Genomic DNA, 24,578 nt, shown 5'->3' with positions numbered 1-24,578 from the left:
TTACTCCGTCGCTTTGAGGAGTGAGAAGACACTGCCATAGGTTCCTGAATAAACGGGTTGTCCGAATTTTTGTGCCCATTCATTGAATAGCTTATGTGAGACGCCATTGCCGGTAATTACATAATCGGGATGGTCATATTCTACAATTTCAGGGAGATATTCTGAGAATCCGTACATGGAACGCTCAAAAGCAGTCCAGCCGAGCACTCCAAGTGAATCCTTCGTAACGAAGGGATCCTGTCTGCCGTCACACAGTATATCTCCACCTCGGAACATGACATAACCGGATGAACCGTATCGGGCGAGCACTTTGGGACGAGTGCCTTCAGGTGTATGCTGCATAATATAATTCATTTCATCAACGGGATAATTCTTAGCATCAATAACTGGCGGTACAGTGAATATATACGCAATATTTAGGAGTAGCCCAATTGTAAGCCACAGTCGTAAAGTGCTTTGCCGAACTAGAACACCGGGTTTACGGAAGTATGGAATGGCGTCAAAGAATACGGCTGCAAAATAAGGAATAAACAGCCACATAAATAGGTTCTGCTTGAAGTTCGATACACCAAGATACAGAATCCCAAGCATAAGAAAGAAGCGGAATGGTTTACGTTGAAGTGCGAAAGGAAGCGTACAGGCAAAGAACAGAAGCAAGAGTAGAATGGGTAAATTCTCCAAACTATTGAACTGAATAGGCTGCCATTCGTTGATCAGCAGGTTAAAGTTCTTTTTCGTAACCGTCAAAATAAATAAGAGGCTTGTTGCACCACCGGGATTTAAAAGGCCAGCTAACCAAACTAGAACAAAGACTGTGATTTTACGCCAATTGAGCGTTTTGTTAATCAAGGATTCTAGCAGAGCCATCCCTGTAAATACAGCAATTACAAGCCATACACCTGCATGAAAGTTGGCAATAGCTATAGAAAGAGCAACCATTGCAGCGGCGTATTTCATATGAACTACCATCTGGTATTCCCGTAAATAAACGAAGAACCAGACAATCATAAACGAGGAGATCATCTGCGGACGACCCTTGAAATAATTGTAGTAAATCCAGCAGGTGATTAGCAGTACAAAAGGGAGCATCAGCACATGGTCTTGTTGAAGTCCCAGCTCTTTGCGGGAAACCTTACCTAGCCGAAGCAAACCGAGTACTAAAAAGAACAAACACACAGCGGTCAAAATATACACCCCTGGCCATCCAAATGCAGCATAAAGCGGAGCGACGAGCAGCTGAAATCCAAATTCATGAGGGACATAGGGAAGCTCATCTCCGTAAAAAGTATGTATGGCATGATGCAGGATTTGTCCATGATCGATCATATATTGTCCCAGCTCAATATGCCAGAAGGTATCAGGATCGTTATAAGAGAATTTGGGAATCATCAGCAGAATAATAGCTATTACGAATAGACCATATAAAAACTTAGGTGCTTGTAATTTTTTCATTATGGTACTTCCCCCGGCTTTTTGTTCAATTATAGCGTTATATTCTTAAGGAACAGTAAAATTTATGAAGCGGAGTGAACACTCATGCATCAATTATTAACTTGGATATCTGAAACTGCGCTCCAACTTGTCAATACGATGGGAATTTGGGGCATATGGTTAGGGATGATCCTGGAGAGTGCCTGTATCCCCATTCCCAGTGAAGTTATAATGCTCAGCGGCGGCTGGCTGGTTGCGCAAGGCTCACTTACTTTTTTGGAAGTTGCTGTCGCTGGGATATTTGGGAATCTATTAGGTTCCGTCATTGCTTACTATATTGGGAAAGCCGGAGGTAGACGGTTATTAGAGAAATACGGTAAATATATCCTCATGAATGAGCATCATCTGGAGCAATCCGAGCGATGGTTCAAGCGTTATGGTGAGAGTACTGTGTTTTTTACACGTATGTTACCCTTTATCCGAACATTTATTTCACTACCCGCAGGGATTGCTGGAATGAAGGCATGGAAATTCATTGTATTTACAGCGCTGGGCTGTATCCCATGGAATCTAGCGTTAATCTATCTAGGTTACCGATTAGGAGACAATTGGAGTATTGTGGAACAATATATACGTCCGATTAGTTATACCGTTTGCGGGATTGTACTCCTCCTGCTCTTATGGTGGTTAGTACGGAGATATCGTATGATAAGCTCATCAAGAAACAAGAAGAGGTAGGGTGAGTATTCCATTATGTCTATACGTTGGAAATTTCTGCTATCCTATGCGGCAATGCTTGTAGTTCCTCTTCTTCTCCTTATCATTACGGCTATGTTAATGAGCATTGTCTATCACGGTGATGTGCAGAGCTTAAAGAGCACGTATGAAAGTAAATTTGAAGGAATGGAAGAGAACGATACCCGCAATCTTATTAAACATACTTTTTTGCAAAATACAGATTTACTGACAGATACTGCTTTCCTGAATGAATTATCGGCAGATATGCTCAAAAAAAATACGTCTGTCTATATCCGTTCTGAGGACCAGACATTGTTTGCTTCAGAGGATCTGAAGCTTAAGCAAGGATTAATCGATCATTTGCCTGGATACAAAGGAGACAGATCGCATATAGAACCTATTAGACAGCAATTTAATAATGAATGGTATCAAGTAGGCCAGTTTGATCTGTTATCCAAGGACGCCAAGCCAGTAAGTATATTTTTTCTGACTCCGATCGATCCTCTTGTCCAGTTTGTGCGAACGTTCTTTCCGACACTATTTTTGATTACATTGGTCATTCTGGTACTGACACATACATTGTTGACTAAATATATGTCCAGACGGATTATCCGTCCCTTGCTGGAACTTCGTAAAGCGACAAAACGAGTCACCGAGGGGGATTTGGATTTTCAGGTGGAGATTAATGGTAAAGATGAGCTAGGACAGCTAGGGATGGCTTTTGAAGAAATGAGACATAGGCTTCAACAGTCTATTCTTATACAGCAGCAATATGAGACGAACCGGAAAGAGCTAATCACCAACATTTCACATGATTTAAAGACACCCATCACTGCTATTAAAGGGTATGTGGATGGAATTTTGGAAGGTATAGCGGATTCTCCAGAAAAAAATGAAAAATACATGCGTACGATTGCGGCCAAAGCTGGAGAAATGGATCATCTAATTAATGAATTGTTTCTATACTCCAAGCTGGATATGCAAAAACTGCCGTTTTCTTTTGAATCCGTAAGAATTATACCCTTCTTAAATGATTGGGCAGAGGAACTAAAGGTAGAGCTGGAGAAGCAAGAGGTCGCCCTAAACATCGAAATGACAGGTGGCGAGGAAGTATGGGTCACTGTAGATCGTGATTCCTTTAAGCGCGTACTTGGCAACATAATTCAGAACAGTCTCAAATACATGGATAAGCTTGAAAAGAAAATTACAGTTCACAGCTGGCAGGAAGCAGCGCAGTTTATTCTCGCTATTGAAGACAATGGGCCTGGAATTCCTCCAGAAGCAACGGAGCATATTTTTGAACGTTTTTACCGTGGGGAGCAGTCCAGAAACACGCATACTGGCGGAAGTGGATTAGGTCTGGCTATTGCTAAACAAATCATCGCTGGGCATGGGGGTACGATTTATGCGAATAGTACGGAAGGGATAGGGACTATTATTTATATCGCCTTGCCGATCGTGAAAGGAGACATCGGAGATGAACCGAACCATATTGATTGTTGAAGACGAGTCTGTTATTGCTGAGCTACAGCGTGATTATTTGGAGATGAGCGGGTATCAGACGGAAATTGCCAAGGATGGAGAAAAAGGCTTGGAGATGGGCTTAACGGGGAAATATGATCTGATCGTACTGGATGTGATGTTACCCAAGCTGAATGGATTTGAGGTCTGCAAGAAAATTCGTGTTGAGCTGGATATTCCGGTTCTTATGGTCACCGCCAGACTAGAGGATATAGATATTATTCGTGGGCTGGGCCTTGGTGCAGATGATTATATCACAAAACCATTTAAGCCAGCCGAGCTTGTTGCCAGAGTGAAAGCACATCTTTCGCGTTATGATCGGCTGAAGGGACGAGGTTCCTCAACGAATGAACTGGAAATTAAGGGGTTGCGGTTAAACCCTGATTCTAGACGTGCCTTTGTAAGGGATGAGGAGGTCACCTTAACGACCAAGGAATTTGATCTGCTGTATTTCTTGGCGCTGCATCCCAATCGGGTATTCAGTAAAGATCAGCTCTTTGAGCGATTGTGGGGAATTGATTCTTTGGGTGATACCCAGACGGTGACAGTCCATATCCGTAAGCTCCGCGAGAAAATTGAGGAGGACTCTGCAAATCCACTTTATATCGAAACCCTATGGGGTGCCGGCTATCGCTTTCATGTTTAGAGTTACTCCAAGCGATCACATTAATCCTGACCCAACCACAAGAGGTGTCTCAGTTAGCCATTTTTCATGGCTTCTGAGGCACCTCTTTTTTTAAAAAATACAAGGAGTTAAGAATTATTTAAGGGTCTGTTCACGGGCACTTTAGATTTACGATTTAGTCTAATATTGCAGGAAAATGGAGTTGCTAAATTGGAGGACAAGAATTGAAGAAAAGGGGGAACTAAGATGGAGAGCGTAGTCAAGCTAACAGGTGTGACCAAAGAATTTCGTAATGGCAGTGGGATTAGCGGGATCTCCTTGGAGCTTCAAAAGGGTGATGTCTATGGATTGCTTGGACCTAACGGTGCAGGGAAAACAACACTCTTAAAAGTAATAACGGGTCTGATTTCACCAAGCTTCGGCAGTATCTCATTATTCGGGCACGATCTGGAGTTATCCTATTCCTCTAGTATGAGGAAAGTAGGCTGCATGATCGAATCGGCTGATTTCTACGACTATCTTACACCTGTACAATATTTGAAACTGACAGCCAGCTTTTATCCGAATATTCGTCCAGAACGGATCGCCGAGGTATTGGAAACGGTGGGTCTTGCCTCGTTCGCCAAAGAAAAAATCAGACATTTCTCTACAGGAATGAAGCAAAAGCTCGCCATGTCTGCTTCCATCATCCATAGCCCAGCGCTGGTGATTTGGGATGAGCCGACGAACGGACTGGACATCGAGGGGGTTGTTCATTTCCGTGCATTAGTTAAAGAGCTTTCTGTTAATCAGGGTATCACCTTTCTCATCTCCAGCCATATGATTCATGAATTGGAACAGCTATGTAATAGAGTAGGGATTCTGAATCAAGGCGTTCTGATTCGTGAGGGTGAAGTGCAGGAGCTGCTTACCGACAGCCTATCGCTTGAGGAGTTTTACATTACAGAGCTGAAAAGAGGAAAGGAGGTGCTTGAGAATGGACGGCTTAAGAGCGGGTATTAAAAATGAGCTGCTACTGATGTTTTACCGCAAAAAGACCCTAATGTTCTTCATTATTTCTGCCTTTATTCCACTATTGCTAGTGTTTTTATTTCAAGCGCTTCACCCTATTTTGGGCCTTGTCGCTGTTGGCTCCTCCTATCCAGTCCAGATGCTGGGGATTTACACAACATTCCTAATTCCATTGTTTATGTTCGTAGAGATCTCTGAGCTTTTTCCACAAGAGGTTTCCTCTCGTACCTTGAAGCTGACGTTACTCAAACCGATTACGCGATTGGGAGCGTACGCCGCTAAGTTCCTCACGCTTGGGATAGCGATCGGAGGACTGCTTCTTCTATTAGGGATAGTGAGCACTTTATGTAGCTTCTTGTTTGGAACTTTGAATATAGGGAGCGTAGGCATTATTGGCTTGATAAAAGCTTATACAGCGGCGTTTCTCTCCATGTGGTCACTGGCTGCCTTGTTTGTGTTCATCGCTCAATTTTTTCGCAGCGCAGGTGGGTTTCTAGTGTTCTCAATCTTTGTCTTCAGCGGAGCCAAAGCTGTGCCTTACTTTATAAGTGGATTCTCATCCTTTTCTATAGTTTCTTATACAGATTGGTACTCTCTATGGTTAAGTCATACAATTTCCGCAGGCAGACTTGCCACAACTTCCTTGTTCTTACTCTCAGGATTAATGTTATTTCTATCGATGGGTTACATCTTCTTTGATCGGAAGGAAGTTTAGCCTTAGAGCTATTCTTGATTCTTGTAACATTTGTTTCGCTAAAGGAAGGGGAGATGATTGGTGAAGGAAACCAGTTCATTATTAAAAGAAGATCAGAGATTATGGAACAAGGTGCCACAGGTTACGATTTTTTTCTGGATCATAAAGATTATGGCTACCACCGTGGGGGAGACGGCAGCGGATTTTCTCAATTTTAACCTCTACTGGGGCTTGACCAACACAACCTTGGTGATGGGTGGACTACTGATTGCAGAACTATACTTCCAGATGACTGCTACAAAATACGTACCTGCTCTATATTGGCTTGCAGTTGTATTAATCAGTGTGGTCGGTACGCTCATCACTGACAATCTGGTGGACAATCTGGGCGTATCGCTGGAGACGACCACTATTGTTTTTTCTGTACTCTTAATCCTGACCTTTGGAGTCTGGTATGCCAGTCAGAAGACGTTATCCATCCATTCGATTACTACCAAAAAGCGCGAGATGTTCTATTGGCTAACGATTCTATTTACCTTTGCCTTAGGGACAGCCGCAGGTGATTTAGTTGCAGAAAGTCTGAACTGGGGATACCTACTTTCAGCTATTATTTTTGCCGCTCTGATTGGCGCGATAACACTCGCTTATCGCTTTAAGCTAAATGCAGTAACTGCCTTCTGGTTTGCTTATATTCTGACTCGCCCATTAGGAGCATCACTAGGTGACTATCTTTCACAGGACCGAAGTGAAGGTGGGCTAGAACTGGGCACAACGGGAACAAGTATTATTTTTATTGTTATTATTCTAGGGTTAGTTATCTATTTAACCAAGACAAAGACAGACGAGGTCTCTCTTTAGAAAATATTGAAGTTAATATTCAGTTAAGAATCCCTTTACTATCCCTTTACGATTCAGAGTTAGAGTTAGAGGAGGCCATGAGAAAAAGGAGCTTTGTCATGAACACAGATCCTAAAGTACTTATTGTTACTTCGGCATTTGGAGACGGGCATATGAAAGTGGCTGAGGCCATCGAACATTCATTTAGACGAAGAGGTATCAGTCGGATTACCACCATGGATCTATTCGCTGTAGTCCATCCTTACCTGAATGAACTGTCCCGAAGATTCTATTTGAACAGTACGGGCTTTACACAAGAACTTTATGGATTACTGTACACAGTGACTAGCAAGATGAGACCAGAGCAGTTCATGGGTAGACTCATCCATTCTATGGGCAAGCGAAAAGTGCAAAGAATCATCGACGATATACAGCCGGATATTATTATTCACACCTTCCCTTATTTGGCCGCTGCTGAGCTTGCATCAACAACAGGAAGTCGAATTCCCATGTTCACGGTGATGACGGATTATGTGGTTCATGGCAGGTGGCTCCATCCTCAAACTACGAAATATTTTATCGCTACGGAAAGCATGAAGGCAACGCTGATATCGGCAGGGATTGCTGAAGAGAAGCTTGTGGTTAGCGGGATTCCAATACGAGAGGCTTTTGAGCAAACGCTGGATCGAGAAGGACTTTTGCGCAAGCATAAGTTAGACAGAAATCGTCGTCATCTATTACTTGCGGCAGGAGCTTACGGCGTATTAGGTGACATTAGCAGTTTAATAAAAAGAGTACTGCTTAAATCAAACTTCGATGTCATCGTATTATGCGGAAATAATCATAAGCTTCGATCAGCTACGAAAGAGCTGTTTCAAGAGAATCCTCGAGTTCACATTTTGGGATATACGGAAGAAATGCAGGAGCTGATGTGTATATCTTCCTGTCTATTGACCAAAGCGGGCGCGATTACCTTGACTGAGGCGATGGCTCAAACACTTCCGGTTATCGTCTATCGACCACTCCCCGGCCAGGAAGCAGGCAATGCAGAATGGTTATCTGGGCACCATCTGATAGAGATCGCACGAAATGAGGAGCAGTTAGTAGAGCAGCTTCAGCGATTGGAGCATATGGCGTACAGAGAAGAAAGGGAGCAGCGTATGAAGGCTTTTTCACGAAAATACACTTCAGATTGTATCGTCTCCGAAGCTTTAGATGCAATTAAGCTAAGACAGCCGTCAGTTCCATCAGCGAAATCTATGATAGTTGAAGGGCAGGCGAAGACGATTCATGGATACTATTAGCAAGGTAGAAAAACGACAGCAGACGTTCACCCGTCTTGCAATGCTCCTTTTCTTTATAGAGTGGATAAGAGGAGCTGTTCTGATTACTTTCTTACCAACCTATGTATTGACTAGCTGGGGACTTACAACCTCAGTAGTTGGCATTGCGGTCTCCGCTCACTATTTGACGGACAGTTTGATCAAAAGCTTCATCGGCTATCTCTTAGACAGATTTCATGGGCGAACCGTACTACATGGAGGGTTCTTCCTCGGGTTTATTGGACTATTGTTGATGGTTACAACGCATAGTCCGTGGATACTTATTGTAGCTTCTGCTTGCTTGGGAGCTGGATTCTCACCGATCTGGATCATTTGTATGAGCCAGGTATCAGAGGAGAAACGAGCAGAGCAGATGGGAACCTTATATGTATACTGGATGGCTGGTTTAGGTCTGGGACCCGTGACTATGAATCTGTTAATTGGCGGTGGGATGTCGTTGTCCCTTGGTGTGATTGGATTATTTTTTGTAGCTGGTTGGATCATGGTAGGTCTTGTGAAGATGAATAAGGTATCGGTGCGGAACGTGAATATATCTGTAGGGCAACAATTTGTTTCTTTGTGGAACAAAGTGAAGAAGGGCGGTTTTCTGGTTCCTGGTATGCTACTGCAAACTACAGCGGGCGGGATACTGGTTCCGTTTCTAACAAGCTTTGCCATTTCGCATTTAGGCCTGTCGCATTCTCAGCTGTCCATCGTGCTATTTATGGGAGGAGCTGGGGTAGTTCTATTTCTCGTGCCTATGGGAAAATGGTTTGATCATGTCGGGGGTAAATGGTTCCTCGTTGTTGGGTTCGGCGTGTTTGCAGTTGCCTTGTTCGGCTTAACTTCTATTAGCTCCTTTTCCGCCGCCATTGGCCTCTCACTTCTGCTGGGGTGTGCTTATGCTGCTTTGCTACCCTCTTGGAATGCCTTAATGGCCAGTTATATTCCTGAAGATTCTGTGGGTATAAGCTGGGGATTACTGTTCTCTATAGAAGGCTTAGGTGTGGTTATTGGCCCCTTGATAGGGGGATGGTTGGGAAGCTCAGGAGATGAATTGCTACCTTTTCAAGTTAGTGCCGGTTTATTTGGATTGATTAGTGTAGTTTACTTGCTCTCACCTGCCCGATTATTTATTCACAGAAAAAATGTGACCGAGGAACTCCAAAATGTATCGTAGTTAAGATTTATTTAATAGACTCTTCACGATGAATTTAGGAATTGCGCCTAAACTTAATATGAAAGACCAAAAAAGTTATGAAGGGAAGGGAAAAGGATGAAGAAGAAATGGCTAATCACCGGAGGTGCAGCAGGAATTAGCGGGGCTATTATGTTAGTTAGCGGGTTGACGGCGTTTGCGGGAACCTCTGGGTATGAGGATTACAAAGCTGCGCTTAAGAATACGGCAGGGAATACGCAGAGTGTTACCGTACAAGCCAATGCGTTGTTTAAAGATAACGGAAGTATTCTGAGTCAGGCACAAGGAAGCATAAAAGCAAACCTACAAAATGAAGCGGTCAGCGGCGATGTGAAGATTACCGGGTCACAAGGTTCTCAGGTACTTAGCCTCTACAGTCAGTCTGACGGACAAGTCTGGAAGAGTGATGCTTCCGATACTTATTACGTAAAGCAGGATTTACAGGATAAGAAGGATCAGGAAGCCGAGAAAGAGTCAACGGAAACAGCTTGGCTAAGCAGCCAAGAAGAGAAAATAATGGATGCGCTGATTGGGAATTTGAAGAACGAAATCACATCTACCACCGATAAAGACGGTGCCAAGCATATCTCGCTGCAGCTTGACAATGCGCAAATCCCGGCAGTGGTGCAGGCGTTAGCCCCGGTTTTGTTCAAGAGTCTTTCTGAAGAGAAGGATCATGAGTCCAGTAAGGAAACCACTGTAGATTCGAACGATCCAGAAGATCTAATTCAGCGTAACCTGTTTGATTTCCAAGCAATTGCTCTGACGAACGGTGTACAGATTCAAAGCATCCGTTTGAATGCTGATATCACTCCAGCGAATGAGCTTCAGCACCAGCAGTTAGATCTTACGTTTGTGGGTAAGGATGCGCAAGGAACCTCCCATACGTTGGCTGCTAGTTTGGATGTTCAACTCTCCGCATTTAATACCACTACAACAGAGTCTATTGACTTGACGGGTAAACAAGTGCAGCAATTGAAAGAGGATCATGAACACGAACATCGTAATTAAGTTAGTGTGGAACAACTAAAAATACTGCAATTATAAAGTCTCTATGATGTGATTAGTCATAGGGACTTTCTTTATTAAAGTTTTTTTCACATCAATTTATCCTCTCCTGCAACTCCCCTGACTTCCGGCGCCGCCGACTCATGAATACCAAAGACAATGCAATGATCGTGAGAATAATCCCAAGTACTTGAAATCCCTCAAAGCTGAACTTGCCTCTCATTACGATGCCTATCAACAAGGAAGAGAGAATGGTTCCCAAATATCTTGAAGTATTAAATAAACCGGATGCTACGCCGATCATTTCCTTGGGTGAACTTTGGAACAAAGCTGCTTGCATACCTACATTATTCAACCCATTGCTAATCCCGAATGCAGCCAAAGCCAGGCACACGCTAATAACCGGTGAAGATTGATTCAATGTCACGAGCCATACCGATCCCGCAGTCATCAATATTGCAGACACTAGTAGTGCCGGTCCTGGTCCGGATTTATCGATCCATCGTCCTGCTATTGGAGAAGTAACTAGAGAGCATAGGCCTAAGGTTAGCATAAGTATCCCTGTTTGATACTCGTTGACATGGCGAACCATTTGCAAGTAGGACGGAACTCCGAAAAAGAGTGAGTAAAAGAGTACATTAACGAGCATGAATTCCACATTAACCCATGTCATTGCAGGATATTTAGCAAATGTGCGTAAAGGGATAAAAGGCGAAGTCGCTGTTAACTCATGTCGTACGAATACCCCTAGCAGAGCGAGTCCTATCAGTGAAACAATGACATTTCCTAAAGCAATGTGCCCGGATGATTTTGCTGAGAGCAATCCAATGAGCAGGGCAACCAGACCCATTGTGAAGAGCAGAATCCCAGATCCATCTATCCAATCGAACCATTTGCGAAGAGACATGCCCGGTGCAACGGTTAATGACGAGTTTTCCTTAGGAATATTTCTCCAAGACAATAGAAAGCTCACTACCACAAATGGAATATTAACGAAAAAGATAGCGGGCCAGCCCCACCAGTGTATAATAACCCCGCCAATAAAGGGTCCAATGGCTGCCGCACCAGATAGGAAGATGGATAAAACAGACAGCGCTGTCGCTTGTTTTTCCGTTACATGAATTCGCACTATAGCCATCCCAACGGCAACCATCATGCTAGTTCCAATGGCTTGCACAATGCGGAACACGAGGAGCCACGCGAAGCTTGGTGCGAATGGAGCTAATAATGAGGCAATGAAGGCTACTACAAGCCCGGTAAGAAATATTTTTCTCCTACCAAATAAATCGCTGGCCTTTCCCATGACAGGTTGAGCGATGCTACTAGCAATGTAGAAAGAAAAAATAATCCAGGAAACACCTGTATAGTCAAGTTGGAATACATTTTGCAATCTTGGAATAGCAACAGAAACCATTGAAGAGTTTAATGGGTTCAATAGTATCCCTAGACCCACTGAAATCATTAACCACCAATTCCGAGCACTCATTTTGTGTCCCCCTAAAGCGTATTAATGTCATCCTACTTGATTTTAGTTATTCATTCCAACGCATTTTATGTTATATTCTCATTGACTTAAAGGAATGAATGGGGTGCGAAATGGAACTTCTACAGCTGCAATATTTTCTCGCGGTAGCTCGGTTGGAACATGTGACCGAAGCTGCGCGCAATCTGCACGTTACTCAATCATCACTTAGCAAAACAATACAGCGCTTGGAGGAGGATCTAGGGGTCCCTTTATTCGATCGAGTAGGGCGGAACCTGCGTCTGAATGAGTTCGGAAGCAGATTCCTTCGCCGTGCAGAAAGAGCTTTGTTTGAATTGGAGCAGGGAAAGCAGGAGCTTAGCGATTTATCTCACCCGGAACATAACACGCTAGAATTAGCGGTTACCACCGCCAGTACATTACCCAGTATCCTTCGCGAGTTTCGAAAAAAGAGACCTGATATTCAATTTCATGTGCAGATGCTGACTACGAAGGAAATGGTTACACTTTTGGATAGAGGAGAGGTGGATTTCTGCCTGTCATCTCCCCCTATAGAAGGGAACGACATCGAATGCCAAGTCGTATTTATCGACCCAATCCTTGTAGCGGTTCCTAAGGGGCATCGGTTGGCAGATCGAAGCAGCGTATCTTTGATAGAGCTGAGAGATGAATGGTTCGTCGGGGTTAAGAGTGGTTATGGAACTCGGGATTTAATAGACTCTGTGTGCCAATCGGTCGGATTTACGCCTAAATATGTATATGAGGGGGATGAGCCTGCAAGGTTGATCACGCTTGTGGAAGCTGAGATTGGTCTTGCCTTCATACCAAGTACAGCAAGAAATTCACGGGAAGACATCAAATATCTCCAAATAGAGAATCACGAATTGGTACGGGAAATTGCTTTAATATGGCACAAGAGTCGGTATATTTCGCGAGCTGCTCTGGAATTTCGTAAGGTAGTTGTAGAATATTTCGGATCGTTATCCAAAGAGGCTTAAGACAATCGGGGATGGTTATCTAGAGGTATTTAACTGGATGCAAAAGAACAATTGCATCCAGCTCAAGAACGCATAGTCTATAGAAATATTTTATAATGAAGATGTAGAAAAATCAGGTAGTGTTTAGTTATCTGATGTTGGTTCTTCCATAAACCATGAGATATGGGTGCATTTCTTACAAATAAGTATAGCAGCGTTTTTATTCGCCCAGTCAAATCCTAGAAAGGATGCTCCACTTGTGTTAAGCAGTTTATAATCCAGATGAAAGGTATCGTTTTGACAACAAGGACAGGTTATTCGCGCGCCTGCAGCACTGTATCTCATTTTAAAAACCTCCTGTGAATTTGTATAGTTCTTTAACGCATCTGAGGTTATTAAGGTTTCATGTACTCGAACTTACTAGTCAATTTGGGGTGGAATTATGAATAGCTGGGAAACAGCATTGTCAAAGGTATGTGAGCTTTATTTTTCATCGGAAGTGAATTCGAAATTAGAATGGATCTTGGTTGGCTCGGTGGGTTCGGTTTTACAGGGCTGTGAAATGACTCCGGGAGACGTTGATATTTATACAAAAAATAAAGAAGGGGTTGCACAATTTGCAGAACTTCTGAAGGAATATTCCTTGCTGGATAAATGTGAATTCCCTCATGGGGAGAACTGGTTATCCTCTTTAGAAGAACCTACATACACTCAGACCTTTTCTTCGGGCTTCTCATGGACAAAGGGGAGTTGGATCATCGATGGGTTTAAAGTGGAAGTTGTTCATATCTCCAATTCAGCGGGAGTTCCTGATTCTATGGATGGTGATGGGATATGGGAAGGTGGTCAATTCATTTGGAATCGTTTTAGGAATGTAACAATCGGACGGTACACTATTCCTACGGTTCCTCTAGAAATACAGCTAGAATCAAATTTAAGAAGACAACGATCAGACAGGACACAAGCGATTATTACTGCATTGCAAAAATATGGATACGATCAAGAACTAATCGAAAAAGCTCTATCAAAGAAACACTTACCTTATTTTTATTCTCAAATGAATTGAGCTAAGAAGGTTATTACTAAAAAGGGAATTAACTGGTATAATATGGTTTATAATCGAGAAAGGTGTTGATTTCTATGTCTGACTTTTTTGATCCAGGACCTAATCCAAATGTGACGGACCCTGGCGGTCATAAAGCAAACCATGATGTCAATGCGCAAAAATATCATACACAAGGTGTTCCTGGATTTTGGAGCGAGGTAATCAATCTCTTTATCGTGGTGGCAATAATTGCAGTTATTTTCTTACTCATATGGATCTTCTAATGGCCTTGTAATGAAAAAATGACAGCCCTCATTTAACTTGAGGGCTGTCATTATCGTTATTGAGCTGAGTATCCTCCATCGATGGAATTAATTTTCTGCCAATCCTCATCTGAGACAACGTGCAATTTCATTCCATAAACATTCTGTTTCTGGCTTACTATCTCTAGCGCTGCCTCATTAATGTCTGCGGCAATAACGATCAGATCATTGTTAGTGTCAAAAATAGCCCGCCTGCGGTCATAACGCCACTTTTTGCAACTCCAACCATTAAAGCAAGTCCTACTAATACCCACCACGCAAAATGGATTTTTCTTGTTGTGATTCATGATGTCCGCCTCGTTTTCTATGATGAAATAATCTACATTTGCTCCATGCCGGACATTCGCCCAGTCATTCTTAACAATTGTGATATTTCCTATAGACTTATCATAGTTGTCCTCTATACAAATCTCATTCCTCAGACGGAGAAAGTATCCATCTGGAGCCAGTTATCTAAATTTAGATACTAAAATAAAATAAATTTAACAATGAAATCACTCTTTTAAATCGTACGGGAGAGGATGGTTATAAGGTGGAGAAAATTATAGAAGTACGGGGGATTAGCAAGGTATACGAGAAAAGAAAGACGAAAGAGAAGATTCATGCCGTTCGTGATGTTTCTTTTTATGTAAATCGTGGAGAGGTTCTCGGTTTACTAGGTCCCAACGGTGCTGGGAAAACATCAACGATAAAGATGCTCTGTGGTTTGTTAGAATCGGATGGGGGTTCTATATCCATTAATGGCTTAGATATTTGCAAGAAGAGACTTAAAGCGCTAGAGCATATCAGTGCTGTATTAGAAGGGAACCGGAATTTATATTGGCGTCTTACGGTTCGGGAAAATTTAGAATATTTTGCAGGTAACCGGGGGTACTCTCGGAAGCAAATTGCCGATCAGACAGATAAATTATTAGAACAATTCAACCTTAAAGAAAAGGAGAATGAGCTGGTTAATGGATTATCTCGGGGGATGCAACAAAAGCTGGCAATCGCTGTGGCGTTATTAGCTAATACGGATGTCATCTTGCTGGATGAGCCAACGCTCGGTTTGGATGTTGAGGTTAGTTATGAATTACGAAATATTCTAAAAACGATAGTGAGGGAAGAGAAACGTACGATCATTATTAGCTCACATGATATGCCTGTCGTTCAGGAGCTGTGTGACCGTGCCATTATCATTAACAAAGGTGAAGTTGTGATTGACGACAGGGTGGAGAATTTACTTAAGTTATTTGAAACAAGGGCATATTCCATTAAATTAGGTGAGCAATTAAGCCCTGAACAGGAGAACAAACTGTTGAGTATATTCCCTTTAAGTACTTATAAAGCAAGCTCTCATGAAACGATCGTGGAAGTGAATTTAGAGCATGGTCAGGATATCTACGAGTTGTTCGATCTTCTGAAAGAGGAAGGAACGATGGTGGAAAGTATTGATCGAATAACCATTGATTTTGAACAAGTGTTTATTCAGATTGTGAAGGGAGGTAAGACTCATGAAATGGCTCCATTTATTTAATGCTAATTTTCGTAAGGAATATATTGAGTTGAAACGATATTTACCGAACACGATTGCATTAGTAGTCACTTTTTATATTATATTTCTGGCTGCATTTTTTGGAATTATGTTCATAGGAGATCCAGCCAGTTTTGATACGAATGTTCAATATTCAATTGTAAGTGTGGTCTTTTGGAGCTTAACGATGATGACGATGAACTTTATTGGTTATTCGGTAATCACAGAAGCGACGCGTGGAACGTTAGAGCAGTTATATATGTCTCCCATGGGTGTGTGGAAAATTATGCTCACGCGGATCGTCAGTCAATTGGGCTTACAGTCCGTCATTATGATTCTCTTGCTGTTTGGTGCGATGCTAACCTCGGGACAATGGTTGAGTCTTAATCCCATGACAACGATCCCAATCATTATAGTTACTATGATAAGCATGGTAGGCGTTAGTTTTATGATTGCTGGTTTGGCTATTATTGTGAAACAAATTCAAGCATTTCTACAGATTTTCCAATTTGTCTTGATGGGACTTGTATTTGTTCCGATCACTGTAGCTCCGTTTTTAGCTTTTGCCCCATTCGTTAAAGGCGTGAATATGGTAAGAACGGTGATGCTGGAGAATCTAACGTTAACGGATCTATCTTTATCTGACTATGGCGTATTAATATTAAATTCGCTGGTTTATTTGATTCTAGGGCTCGTTGTGTTTGATCGCTGTGAGAAAATAGCCATGAAGAAGGGGCTTCTGGGGCAATACTAGCGCACACAATCGTTTATTTATTAGGTATAGCTAATACTTATAACCTGCCATAACTCATTGGTGTAACGGTATAGGCAATCGGATATGCTATATTAATTTTAATAATTTGTTCACGAGGAGATTAATATATGAGCACTCAAACCGAACCTAAAAAGCGAACCGTTACTCCATTTCGATATGATATTGTTGGCAGCTTCCTGCGTCCTCAAGCGTTGAAAGAAGCTAGATTAAAATTCAAGAACAGCGAAATTACTGCCGAGCAGTTGAAGGAAGTAGAGAACGACGAGATTGTAAAGCTCGTGCAAAAACAAAAAGAGGTAGGTCTTCAAGCTGTAACCGACGGCGAATTCCGCCGCTCTTGGTGGCATCTCGACTTCTTCTGGGGTTTTGATGGTGTAGAGCGGACCATTATTGATCAAGGCTACCAATTTAATGGCGCAGAATCCAGACCAGAAACCGCACGACTGACCGGAAAAATAAGCTACAGCAGCCACCCTTTTGTAGCGCATTATGAATTCTTAAAAGGCGCTGCTGGTGAGGATGTTGTTGCGCGCCAATCGATTCCTGCAGCAGCGCAATTCCTGTTTGAGCTGGATCGGGTAGAAAATAAGGAAAGCACGAATGAATTATACCCGAATCGTGAAGAGCTAATTTCGGATATTGCCAAAGCATACAAAGCGTCAATTCTTGCCTTTTATGCAGCGGGCTGCCGCAGCATTCAAATCGACGATTGCACGTGGGGAGCGCTGTGCGACGAACAGTTTATAGCATTTATGAATCAGGTTGGTGTGAATGTAGCTGAATATGCGAACGAGCTTGCGAAGTTGAATGAAGAAGTGGTGTCTGGTCTGCCGGAAGATCTCGTTGTAACGACACATGTATGCCGAGGCAATTATGTTTCTACTTATGCTGGAGTAGGCGGAGGTTATGAACCTATCGCGCAAACACTTCTGAACATCAATAACTACTCAGGTTACTATCTGGAGTTTGATACTGAACGTGCAGGTGACTTCAAACCATTACGCTTCCTAAAAGACAATCAGCAGGTCGTGCTTGGCCTGTTCTCTTCCAAATTTGGTGAGCTTGAAAGCAAGGAGGATATTCTGAAGCGTATTGAGGAAGCGAAGCAATATGTCGATCTAAACCGGATTTGCCTGAGCCCGCAATGTGGCTTTGCTTCCACTGAAGAAGGTAACCACCTTACAGAAGAGCAGCAATGGCGCAAGCTTGCTTATATTAAAGAGATTGCTGAAGAGATCTGGAATTAACTCTAATTAAAAAGTAGACAGAGACAATACACCTTTAACCATTCGGATGTTCATCCGTACGGTTAAAGGTGTATTTTGATATAGAGTGGGTACATGGATTTACTTGGCGTGCTGTCACTATACCAGTGGATTGTGAGTAATTAGGGAAAAGCTCCCTAATAAAAGCCGATAATTGCTTTAAATGAATGCAATCAGGGAATTCCTCCCTAAAAAACAGAGTGAAATCAAGATTTACCGTCAAATCAGTCGAATTTCAGGGAGGAATTCCCTAATCTATCAATGCCTTGATATGAAAGAGGGCGCCGCAAAGTAAAAGGGGCCCTCGTTTAGAGGTCCCCTTGTTGTGCTTATCTTATTTTGTATAGTTATCGAAGTAACCTTGAATATAAATCATCGGTGTTCCTTTATCGCCACTACCAGAAGTCAAATCAGATAATGAACCAATCAGGTCCGTTAATCTACGAGGAGTAGTCCCTTGTGCTTCCATCGCACCAACCAGGTCATCATTTTTATTCTGGATGTATTTAGAAATGGCTTGTTTCAGCTCTTCACCACGAAGATGAGAGAAGTTGTTATCGGCCAAATATTTCAATTTCACTTCATTTGGTGTTCCATCAAGTCCGGCAGTGTAAGCAGGGGATACAACCGGATCTGCAAGCTCCCAGATTTTTCCGACTGGATCTTTGAATGCTCCATCGCCATAAACCATAACTTCTACAGTTTTACCTGTTATTTCTTTGATTTTTGCTTGGATACCATCTACGATAGGTTGGCAGTTGTTTGGAAATAGCTTTACACTTTCTTCTGTAGCTTTGTTTGATCCTAGCAGACCATAGGCTTCGTTAAAGCCGCTGCCATCGATTGATTGTGTAAGAATATCATCCAGACCAAACACTTTTTCAGCACCATTGCTCATGAGAATGCGTTTGGTTCTGAACCGTGTGTGAATATCGCAAGTTAATACATTTTTTGTATAGTTTAAAATGGTTTTTGGGTTGTTGGAGAAGATGACTTCGCAAGCCACACCTTCAGCTTCAATCAAACCTTTATAATATTCGATATAGTCAACACCTGTGAATGGGTGCTTAATATAGCCGAAAAGCTCACGGAATTGAGCCTCTGTTAACACATCCGTCCATGGATTAACGCCCTTAGCATCTAATTCGTCGATGTCTACAAGATGGTTGCCCACTTCATCAGCTGGATAGCTTAGCATTAAGACTACTTTTTTTGCTCCTTTGGCAATACCGCGTAAGCAGTTAGCAAATCGGTTACGGCTAAGGATTGGGAAAATAACACCCACGGTTTCCTCGCCGAATTTCCCTTTAATATCAGCAGCAATATTGTCAATCGTCGCATAGTTTCCTTGTGCCCGAGCCACAATGGATTCCGTTACAGTTACAATGTCACGATCCTCGATCGAGAAACCTTCGACTTTTGCAGCATTCAATACGGTTTGAACTACGATTTCTTCAATATTATCCCCATTGTTAATGATAGGCCCGCGGAGTCCACGTACCACTGTTCCAACTACTCTTTCCAATATGATCTCTCCTCTAATAAGGGTATACTCTATATAATTAAAATGGTTATAAACCCTATATTACTATACCCTTTTAGAGCGATATAAGTAAAATTAATGTTTATAATATCTAATATAAAAATGATTTATAGATATAGAAGCTTTTAGAGATTTTTAACATTGCCGTTAGAGATAGAAAAACAATTTCTCGGGGAGGGATATCCGTATGAACAAAATGGACCGTTTGTTAGCTATAGTGCTTGAATTGCAGCGTAATAAAGTGTTGCGAGCGGAGGATTTGGCGGCTACGTTTGAAACGAGCGTGAGAACTATTTATCGGGATATTCAGGCACTTAGTGAAGCGGGCGTATCCATAATAGGAGCGCCAGGGCAGGGCTACTCCTTGATTGAGGGCTATTTCCTGCCACCCGTTAGTTTCACGCTGGACGAAGCAGTGACATTGCTTATCGGGACTGACTTTATCGAGCAGTGGTTTGATGCTCACTATGGCAATAAGGCTAGAAGTTCTAAAGCGAAAATAGAAGCTATCCTGCCAGAAGCCATCCGCAGTGAAGCATCACAGATCCGCAAAAGTTTTCGTTTATTTGCATCCGCAGCAGATATAGCACCAATACAAGAAAAGGCATGTCTGGAAGCCATTCGTCGAGCGATATTGGAGGAAAGGAAAATAAGATTTCGTTATTCCAAAAGAATCGCCGAAGCCGATGGGAACCGTCAAAGTGTTCGTACGGTTGCTCCTTACGGACTTGTGCTTCATCAAGGATCATGGGTACTCGTCGCCTGGTGTGAATTGCGTCAAGACATCCGTCATTTCCGGTTATCCCGTATGAGGGAGCTTATTGAACTGGAAGATAAATTTATACGGCCAGCGGATTTTCAATTGGAGGTATACCAACCTCCTGATGATCGTAACGTTCATGTGGTTATCTTAGTCCATTCTGACATAGCTGATAAGGTAAGGGAATCGAACAATTTCTATATGGAAACTATAGAGGATCATGCGGAAGGCTTACGGGTTACTTATCGAGTTCGAGAGCCAGCAGAATTGCTGCAATGGGTGTTGGGCTGGGGAGGCGGTATGGTTGTACTAGAGCCGGAATCTTTTCGCCATCAAGTTAGAAACGAACTAGAAATAATGTTAAAACGCTACTGACATAACGCTGTCAGTAGCGTTTTTGTATACTTGGATAATCAATGACTACAGGAGCTGATATATAATGAATATAACAAAAGAAGCCTTACAACGTTTTGAAGAAACTGCGACATACTATATTCATGAAGTAGAGCGATTCAATCTGGAGCAGCTGAAGCTAAAGCCAAGTGAAAACGAGTGGTCCATCGGACAGATGGTTCAACATCTCATTAACTCGGCACTGCATATGCAGCTTCGTAATATTGATCAATGTCTGGTGCCCAACCAAGATCCCTTAGCATCTCATGTAGGGAAAACTGAGGATGGTGCTGCTATATTTGCACAAGGCAGCTTTCCGCCCATTCGTATTCAGGTTCCGCCTTCCGCCCAATATACGCCGGAGCAGCCGGAGAGCAAAGAACAATTAATTCAAGGGTTACACACAGTCATCCAAAGGATGAGAGAAATCGAACCGTCTCTTGAAAAAGCGTCCAATCAAAATACCGTATCTCACCCACGATTCGGTGGACTATGCGCGGAGGAATGGTTCCTGCTTATTGAGATGCACTACCGTCATCATCTTCTGCAGCTGAAGCGATTAAACAATGAATTGTTTCGGAAAGTGCTGTAATACCAAAAAAGAGGCCGTTGCTGATCTACAGCAACGGCCTTTCGTCGTAAAAGAAAGGATCTTAATTTCCTGAGCCAAGCGTCGCTTGAACATAATCTTTATATTCACTCGGATTAACTCCAAAATGCTTCTTGAAAAGTCTGGTGAAATAAAATTGATCATGTATACCGATTTGCGTAGAAATCTCTTTGACATAAGGGTTGCCCTTTAGAATTAACTCTGCGGCTTTCTCCATTTTTACGGTGTTAATGTAATGAATGATACTTTGGCCGACTTCTTCTTTAAAGATTCTGGATAGATAGTTCTCACTTAAGTTGACCTGCTTGGCAATCAGAGATAAGGTCAGCTTTTTCTGATAATTTGCATTGATATAATCAATTGTTTGTTTAACATCCCTATTATGGGTAGTTACAATCTGTTGTTTTTGATGTGAGAATAATTGAAATAAAAGCTCCATCTGCGTTAGAATCTCAGCACTTCGTTTACTGTTTGCAATATTCTCAATAGTTGTTTTCAAAAGCTTTGGATCTTCAACGATAATGTGAGCATCGCATAATGGAAGATAGTGCAGACAATTGACGATGAATGTTTTGGCTTCAGCCGGCTTTATTTGTTTCGATCTGCAGGTTTCAAGGAAATTTTGAGTGGCTTGATTAACGGCTTCAACGCCCGAACGTTTCCAGGCCTGTATTAAATTCGTAGAGAACTCATGAACGTTTTCGAAATCGAGCGTATCATTTAAATGGACAATCTCGGGATCAATAATCGTTATTTCGTTGTAAAATTGGATTTCCAAGGATTCTTTACATCGCTCTAGCATTACTTTCGCCTCAGCGTATCCTCTAATGGGCTGGGAATAAACAATGGTAGGGGTAATGGAAATATACATTTTGATCAACTGAATGACTCTATGGATAAAGTCGGTACGGATAATTTGCTGATTGTCTAAGGTATCAGTGGAGATTAGCAGCAACAATGCATTCGATTCAAGCTGAATAATTTCGAATTGATCTACGGTTTCCAGGATATCTAAGATGATGTTTTCAATGAAGGATACCGATAGCTGGTTTTTATGTGCGCTAGGGCTGGCGCTATTTTGCTCAAAGGTAATGTAGAACAAGTAGCAGCTATTTTCACTAAAAGCGAGTGTTATAGAATTTTGCTGCTCAAGCTGATTCATATCATAATATGGGTCGGTAAAATAATCTTTTAAAATCGCATTCTTTACACTCTTTAAATTGTGTTGCAATAGCTGAGATTGTGTCTCTAGCTGCTGCTTGGACTGAAGCTGTTCTTGGATTAGCTGCGTGGATTTCTCCAGCAACTGGATGAGGTCCGCAGTCTTCATACTAATCTTAAGCATATAATCTACAGCGCCAAGAACTAATGCTTCACGAACCAATTCATACTCCCCGTGGTTACTTGCCACCAGGATTTTCCCGGCAAACCCTCTGTTATTGAGTTCTTTTATCAGCTGCAAACCATCCATATTAGGCATTTTGAGATCTGTAATGATGATATGGGGATTAAATTTCTCAACAAGGGTTAAAGCTTCAACTCCGTCAGAGGCTGTAGCACAGATCATATATCCAAGCTCTTCCCATGGAATCATGGTTCTGAGCGCGACTTTTACAATAGGTTCATCATCCACCAGCATTACATTATACATTGGATACACTAGTATCACCCCTTATCTTCTTCGTAGGTTTGTTTGGGGATAATCAGGCGGCAACAGGTTCCTTGACCCACCAAGCTTGTGATGAATAGTCCGTAGCTCTCACCATATTGAAGCTTAATGCGATCGGCTACATTAGAAATTCCGATACCGGACAGCGTATCAGCCTTTTCCGATTTTTTCGTATCAAAGCCTTTTCCGTTATCAATGATTTCTATAACAAGTGTGTATTCATTTTTTGCGTAAGCCTTAATGCGGATAAGAACTTTTCCTCCAATATCCGTAACCCCATGGATGATAGCGTTCTCAGCGATCGGCTGCAGAATAAGTTTAGGGATCAGACTATGTAATACCGATTCATCTAGATCATATTCAACGTCAAATCGATCAGCATAACGTATTTTTTGAATAGCAAAGTAATTGTCCAGATTATTAAGCTCTTGTTTGATGGTTATTTCCTCATCTTGATCGATGATGGTACTGCGCAGTAATTCTGCGAGAGAGGAGATACCATCACTTAGCACCGGAACCTGGTTAATCATTGCGAGCCATCGCAAGGAATTTAGAGTGTTGAATAAAAAATGAGGGTTAATCTGTGATTGTAGCATTTGTAATTCAAGCGAACGCTGCCTCTTTTGATCTTTCTGTTGATCCTCTATCAGTTGCTCAATCCGGCTGACCATGCTATTAATCCTATTAGCAAGAACACCCATCTCATCGTTGCTGTGATCTTCTATACGATTGGATAAATTGCCATAAAAAATTTGATTACAGAAGACAATAATTTGTTTGATAGGCTTTAGGATGCTTTTATACAAGACGATGATAATTAGGATACAAAGGATTACAATGATGCTGACGACGATAAGGAGTCCAGTGGTGATTTTACTTGTCTCAGAATTAATATAAGAGAAAGGAACCGTAGAAATCATGTACCAGCCTAATTGATTATTATTGATATAGGAGATCTGATGCATTTTGCCATTGACTAAGCCTTGAAAGGAATGGTTCTTCTGTGCCTCTTGTTCCTTGATTTGCTTAAACAGTTGACCTTTATCATACGCTTCTCCAAGTGTTGTACCCTTTAGGTTGGAGGACATCACTATTCCTTCTCTATTCATGATAAGCAGATTAGAACCTGTTCCTAAGTCCACACTGGAAAGAATGACTTTTGAGAATAACTCCCCACCGATAAAAACAAACACATAACCTAATGGAACGCCAATGTCTTCTTGATCAAAAATTTTACGCCCCAGGACAATCGTATGGGAAGCACGATAGCTTTTTACATAATTAAGACTGTCATAAGGGGCATTCAGATCTACCTGTTTCATGATTTCCCCATACTTTGGATTGGGAATGCCATCATAGCCTAATTCATAAATAGGTTCGTTCTTGGAATCTATGATCCGAACGTTCTGAACATATCCCGGATAAATGGTTCTGTACACATTATCCATAGCGTGGTTAATGGTAGCATTGCTAGGAGCGGGTTCATTAGGTGCTGCCGTTAAACGCTCCTGAATAATAGGATTGGTAGAAACAGATCCGGCAAGATATTGATAGTTATTAAGCTCGCTTAACATCGTTCGATTGAGCAGTGTCAAAGCCTGAAAGGTAGATTTGCTTAATTTATTGTTAATGGATTTGGAGTAGATAGTATAGGAATAGAAACCTATAAAGATGATTGGAATCACGGAAACGATTAAGAAGATAACGGTTAAGCGATTTTGAATTTTAATTTTTCTTATGATTTGTGGGGGACTAGGAAAATACCGCTTCCCTTTGTTATGACTCAGGTGGATGACCTCCCATTCGATATCCTTTACTTACAAGTTAACATAAAAAG

The 24,578-nt window shown here is 41.9% G+C and carries 24 protein-coding genes; 17 read left to right on the top strand and 7 right to left on the bottom strand.

Going from position 1 to position 24,578, the window contains the following annotated elements:
• Positions 1-1,452 (bottom strand): hypothetical protein, encoded by a 1,452-nt coding sequence (locus NSS87_RS23045; RefSeq protein WP_339243005.1) that lies wholly within the window; start codon positions 1,450-1,452, stop codon positions 1-3.
• A gap of 84 nt (positions 1,453-1,536) precedes the next feature.
• On the opposite strand from NSS87_RS23045, the gene NSS87_RS23040 reads away from it, so the two are divergent.
• The 9 genes from NSS87_RS23040 (at position 1,537) to NSS87_RS23000 (ending at position 10,388) form a co-directional block, all read left to right on the top strand.
• Positions 1,537-2,169 (top strand): DedA family protein, encoded by a 633-nt coding sequence (locus NSS87_RS23040; protein WP_339243004.1) that lies wholly within the window; start codon positions 1,537-1,539, stop codon positions 2,167-2,169.
• Positions 2,170-2,184: 15 nt separating this feature from the next.
• Positions 2,185-3,672, top strand: coding sequence for a HAMP domain-containing sensor histidine kinase (locus NSS87_RS23035; protein WP_339243002.1), 1,488 nt, complete (start codon positions 2,185-2,187; stop codon positions 3,670-3,672).
• Positions 3,647-4,336, top strand: a complete 690-nt coding sequence (locus NSS87_RS23030; RefSeq protein WP_339243001.1) for a response regulator transcription factor — start codon at positions 3,647-3,649, stop codon at positions 4,334-4,336. Before NSS87_RS23035 ends, NSS87_RS23030 begins: the two co-directional genes overlap by 26 nt.
• A 225-nt stretch (positions 4,337-4,561) precedes the next feature.
• The gene (locus NSS87_RS23025; RefSeq protein WP_042190680.1) at positions 4,562-5,317 is read left to right on the top strand and encodes an ABC transporter ATP-binding protein; all 756 of its coding nucleotides are present in this window, start codon (positions 4,562-4,564) and stop codon (positions 5,315-5,317) included.
• A complete protein-coding gene (locus NSS87_RS23020; RefSeq protein WP_042190678.1) occupies positions 5,292-6,041 on the top strand; it encodes an ABC transporter permease in 750 nt (249 codons plus the stop codon). The genes NSS87_RS23025 and NSS87_RS23020 overlap by 26 nt, the downstream gene beginning before the upstream one ends.
• 60 nt (positions 6,042-6,101) lie before the next feature.
• Complete coding sequence (locus tag NSS87_RS23015) at positions 6,102-6,878, top strand: hypothetical protein (protein ID WP_339242999.1); 777 nt, start codon at positions 6,102-6,104, stop codon at positions 6,876-6,878.
• A gap of 98 nt (positions 6,879-6,976) precedes the next feature.
• Positions 6,977-8,161 carry a glycosyltransferase gene (locus NSS87_RS23010; RefSeq protein WP_042190674.1) on the top strand — a complete coding sequence of 395 codons (1,185 nt, stop codon included), beginning with the start codon at positions 6,977-6,979 and terminating at the stop codon, positions 8,159-8,161.
• Positions 8,148-9,359 carry an MFS transporter gene (locus NSS87_RS23005; RefSeq protein WP_042190672.1) on the top strand — a complete coding sequence of 404 codons (1,212 nt, stop codon included), beginning with the start codon at positions 8,148-8,150 and terminating at the stop codon, positions 9,357-9,359. Before NSS87_RS23010 ends, NSS87_RS23005 begins: the two co-directional genes overlap by 14 nt.
• Before the next feature lie 96 nt (positions 9,360-9,455).
• A complete protein-coding gene (locus NSS87_RS23000; RefSeq protein WP_042190668.1) occupies positions 9,456-10,388 on the top strand; it encodes a hypothetical protein in 933 nt (310 codons plus the stop codon).
• A 91-nt stretch (positions 10,389-10,479) separates the two neighbouring features.
• Here the strand turns inward: NSS87_RS23000 and NSS87_RS22995 are convergent, their stop codons facing one another.
• Positions 10,480-11,871 (bottom strand): MFS transporter, encoded by a 1,392-nt coding sequence (locus tag NSS87_RS22995; RefSeq protein WP_339242996.1) that lies wholly within the window; start codon positions 11,869-11,871, stop codon positions 10,480-10,482.
• A 110-nt stretch (positions 11,872-11,981) separates the two neighbouring features.
• On the opposite strand from NSS87_RS22995, the gene NSS87_RS22990 reads away from it, so the two are divergent.
• Positions 11,982-12,866, top strand: a complete 885-nt coding sequence (locus NSS87_RS22990; protein ID WP_339242994.1) for a LysR substrate-binding domain-containing protein — start codon at positions 11,982-11,984, stop codon at positions 12,864-12,866.
• Positions 12,867-12,989: 123 nt separating this feature from the next.
• Here the strand turns inward: NSS87_RS22990 and NSS87_RS22985 are convergent, their stop codons facing one another.
• On the bottom strand, positions 12,990-13,190 hold the full coding sequence (locus tag NSS87_RS22985) for a hypothetical protein (RefSeq protein WP_339242992.1): 201 nt from the start codon (positions 13,188-13,190) through the stop codon (positions 12,990-12,992).
• Between the two features lie 97 nt (positions 13,191-13,287).
• Here NSS87_RS22985 and NSS87_RS22980 point away from each other — a divergent pair, with 97 nt between their 5' ends.
• Both NSS87_RS22980 and NSS87_RS22975 read left to right on the top strand, forming a co-directional pair.
• Positions 13,288-13,911 carry a hypothetical protein gene (locus NSS87_RS22980; protein WP_339242990.1) on the top strand — a complete coding sequence of 208 codons (624 nt, stop codon included), beginning with the start codon at positions 13,288-13,290 and terminating at the stop codon, positions 13,909-13,911.
• A 74-nt stretch (positions 13,912-13,985) separates the two neighbouring features.
• Positions 13,986-14,174, top strand: a complete 189-nt coding sequence (locus NSS87_RS22975) for a hypothetical protein (protein ID WP_042129995.1) — start codon at positions 13,986-13,988, stop codon at positions 14,172-14,174.
• A 56-nt stretch (positions 14,175-14,230) separates the two neighbouring features.
• Here NSS87_RS22975 and NSS87_RS22970 read toward each other — a convergent pair whose 3' ends face one another.
• Positions 14,231-14,500: a hypothetical protein gene (locus NSS87_RS22970; protein WP_339242986.1), complete on the bottom strand. Its 270-nt coding sequence runs from the start codon at positions 14,498-14,500 to the stop codon at positions 14,231-14,233.
• A 245-nt stretch (positions 14,501-14,745) separates the two neighbouring features.
• On the opposite strand from NSS87_RS22970, the gene NSS87_RS22965 reads away from it, so the two are divergent.
• From NSS87_RS22965 to NSS87_RS22955, 3 genes are all read left to right on the top strand, one after another.
• Positions 14,746-15,729 (top strand): ABC transporter ATP-binding protein, encoded by a 984-nt coding sequence (locus NSS87_RS22965; RefSeq protein WP_339242984.1) that lies wholly within the window; start codon positions 14,746-14,748, stop codon positions 15,727-15,729.
• Entirely contained in the window at positions 15,707-16,480 is a 774-nt protein-coding gene (locus NSS87_RS22960; RefSeq protein ID WP_076284690.1) for an ABC transporter permease, read from the top strand. The genes NSS87_RS22965 and NSS87_RS22960 overlap by 23 nt, the downstream gene beginning before the upstream one ends.
• A 128-nt stretch (positions 16,481-16,608) precedes the next feature.
• The gene (locus NSS87_RS22955; RefSeq protein WP_042190650.1) at positions 16,609-17,748 is read left to right on the top strand and encodes a 5-methyltetrahydropteroyltriglutamate--homocysteine S-methyltransferase; all 1,140 of its coding nucleotides are present in this window, start codon (positions 16,609-16,611) and stop codon (positions 17,746-17,748) included.
• Between the two features lie 352 nt (positions 17,749-18,100).
• Here NSS87_RS22955 and NSS87_RS22950 read toward each other — a convergent pair whose 3' ends face one another.
• Entirely contained in the window at positions 18,101-19,291 is a 1,191-nt protein-coding gene (locus NSS87_RS22950; protein WP_339242981.1) for a coenzyme F420-0:L-glutamate ligase, read from the bottom strand.
• A gap of 205 nt (positions 19,292-19,496) precedes the next feature.
• Between NSS87_RS22950 and NSS87_RS22945 the strand changes: the two genes are divergently transcribed.
• Both NSS87_RS22945 and NSS87_RS22940 read left to right on the top strand, forming a co-directional pair.
• A complete protein-coding gene (locus tag NSS87_RS22945) occupies positions 19,497-20,444 on the top strand; it encodes a YafY family protein (protein ID WP_339242979.1) in 948 nt (315 codons plus the stop codon).
• A 64-nt stretch (positions 20,445-20,508) separates the two neighbouring features.
• Positions 20,509-21,054 carry a DinB family protein gene (locus NSS87_RS22940; RefSeq protein ID WP_339242977.1) on the top strand — a complete coding sequence of 182 codons (546 nt, stop codon included), beginning with the start codon at positions 20,509-20,511 and terminating at the stop codon, positions 21,052-21,054.
• Between the two features lie 61 nt (positions 21,055-21,115).
• Here NSS87_RS22940 and NSS87_RS22935 read toward each other — a convergent pair whose 3' ends face one another.
• Positions 21,116-22,723 (bottom strand): response regulator, encoded by a 1,608-nt coding sequence (locus tag NSS87_RS22935; RefSeq protein ID WP_339248637.1) that lies wholly within the window; start codon positions 22,721-22,723, stop codon positions 21,116-21,118.
• A 14-nt stretch (positions 22,724-22,737) separates the two neighbouring features.
• A complete protein-coding gene (locus tag NSS87_RS22930; protein ID WP_042190641.1) occupies positions 22,738-24,426 on the bottom strand; it encodes a sensor histidine kinase in 1,689 nt (562 codons plus the stop codon).
• Positions 24,427-24,578: the final 152 nt, after the last annotated feature.

The sequence above is a fragment of the Paenibacillus sp. FSL F4-0243 genome, from assembly GCF_037963295.1.
Classification (GTDB): domain Bacteria; phylum Bacillota; class Bacilli; order Paenibacillales; family Paenibacillaceae; genus Paenibacillus_AQ.
This window is presented reverse-complemented; position numbering and strand designations above follow the sequence as displayed.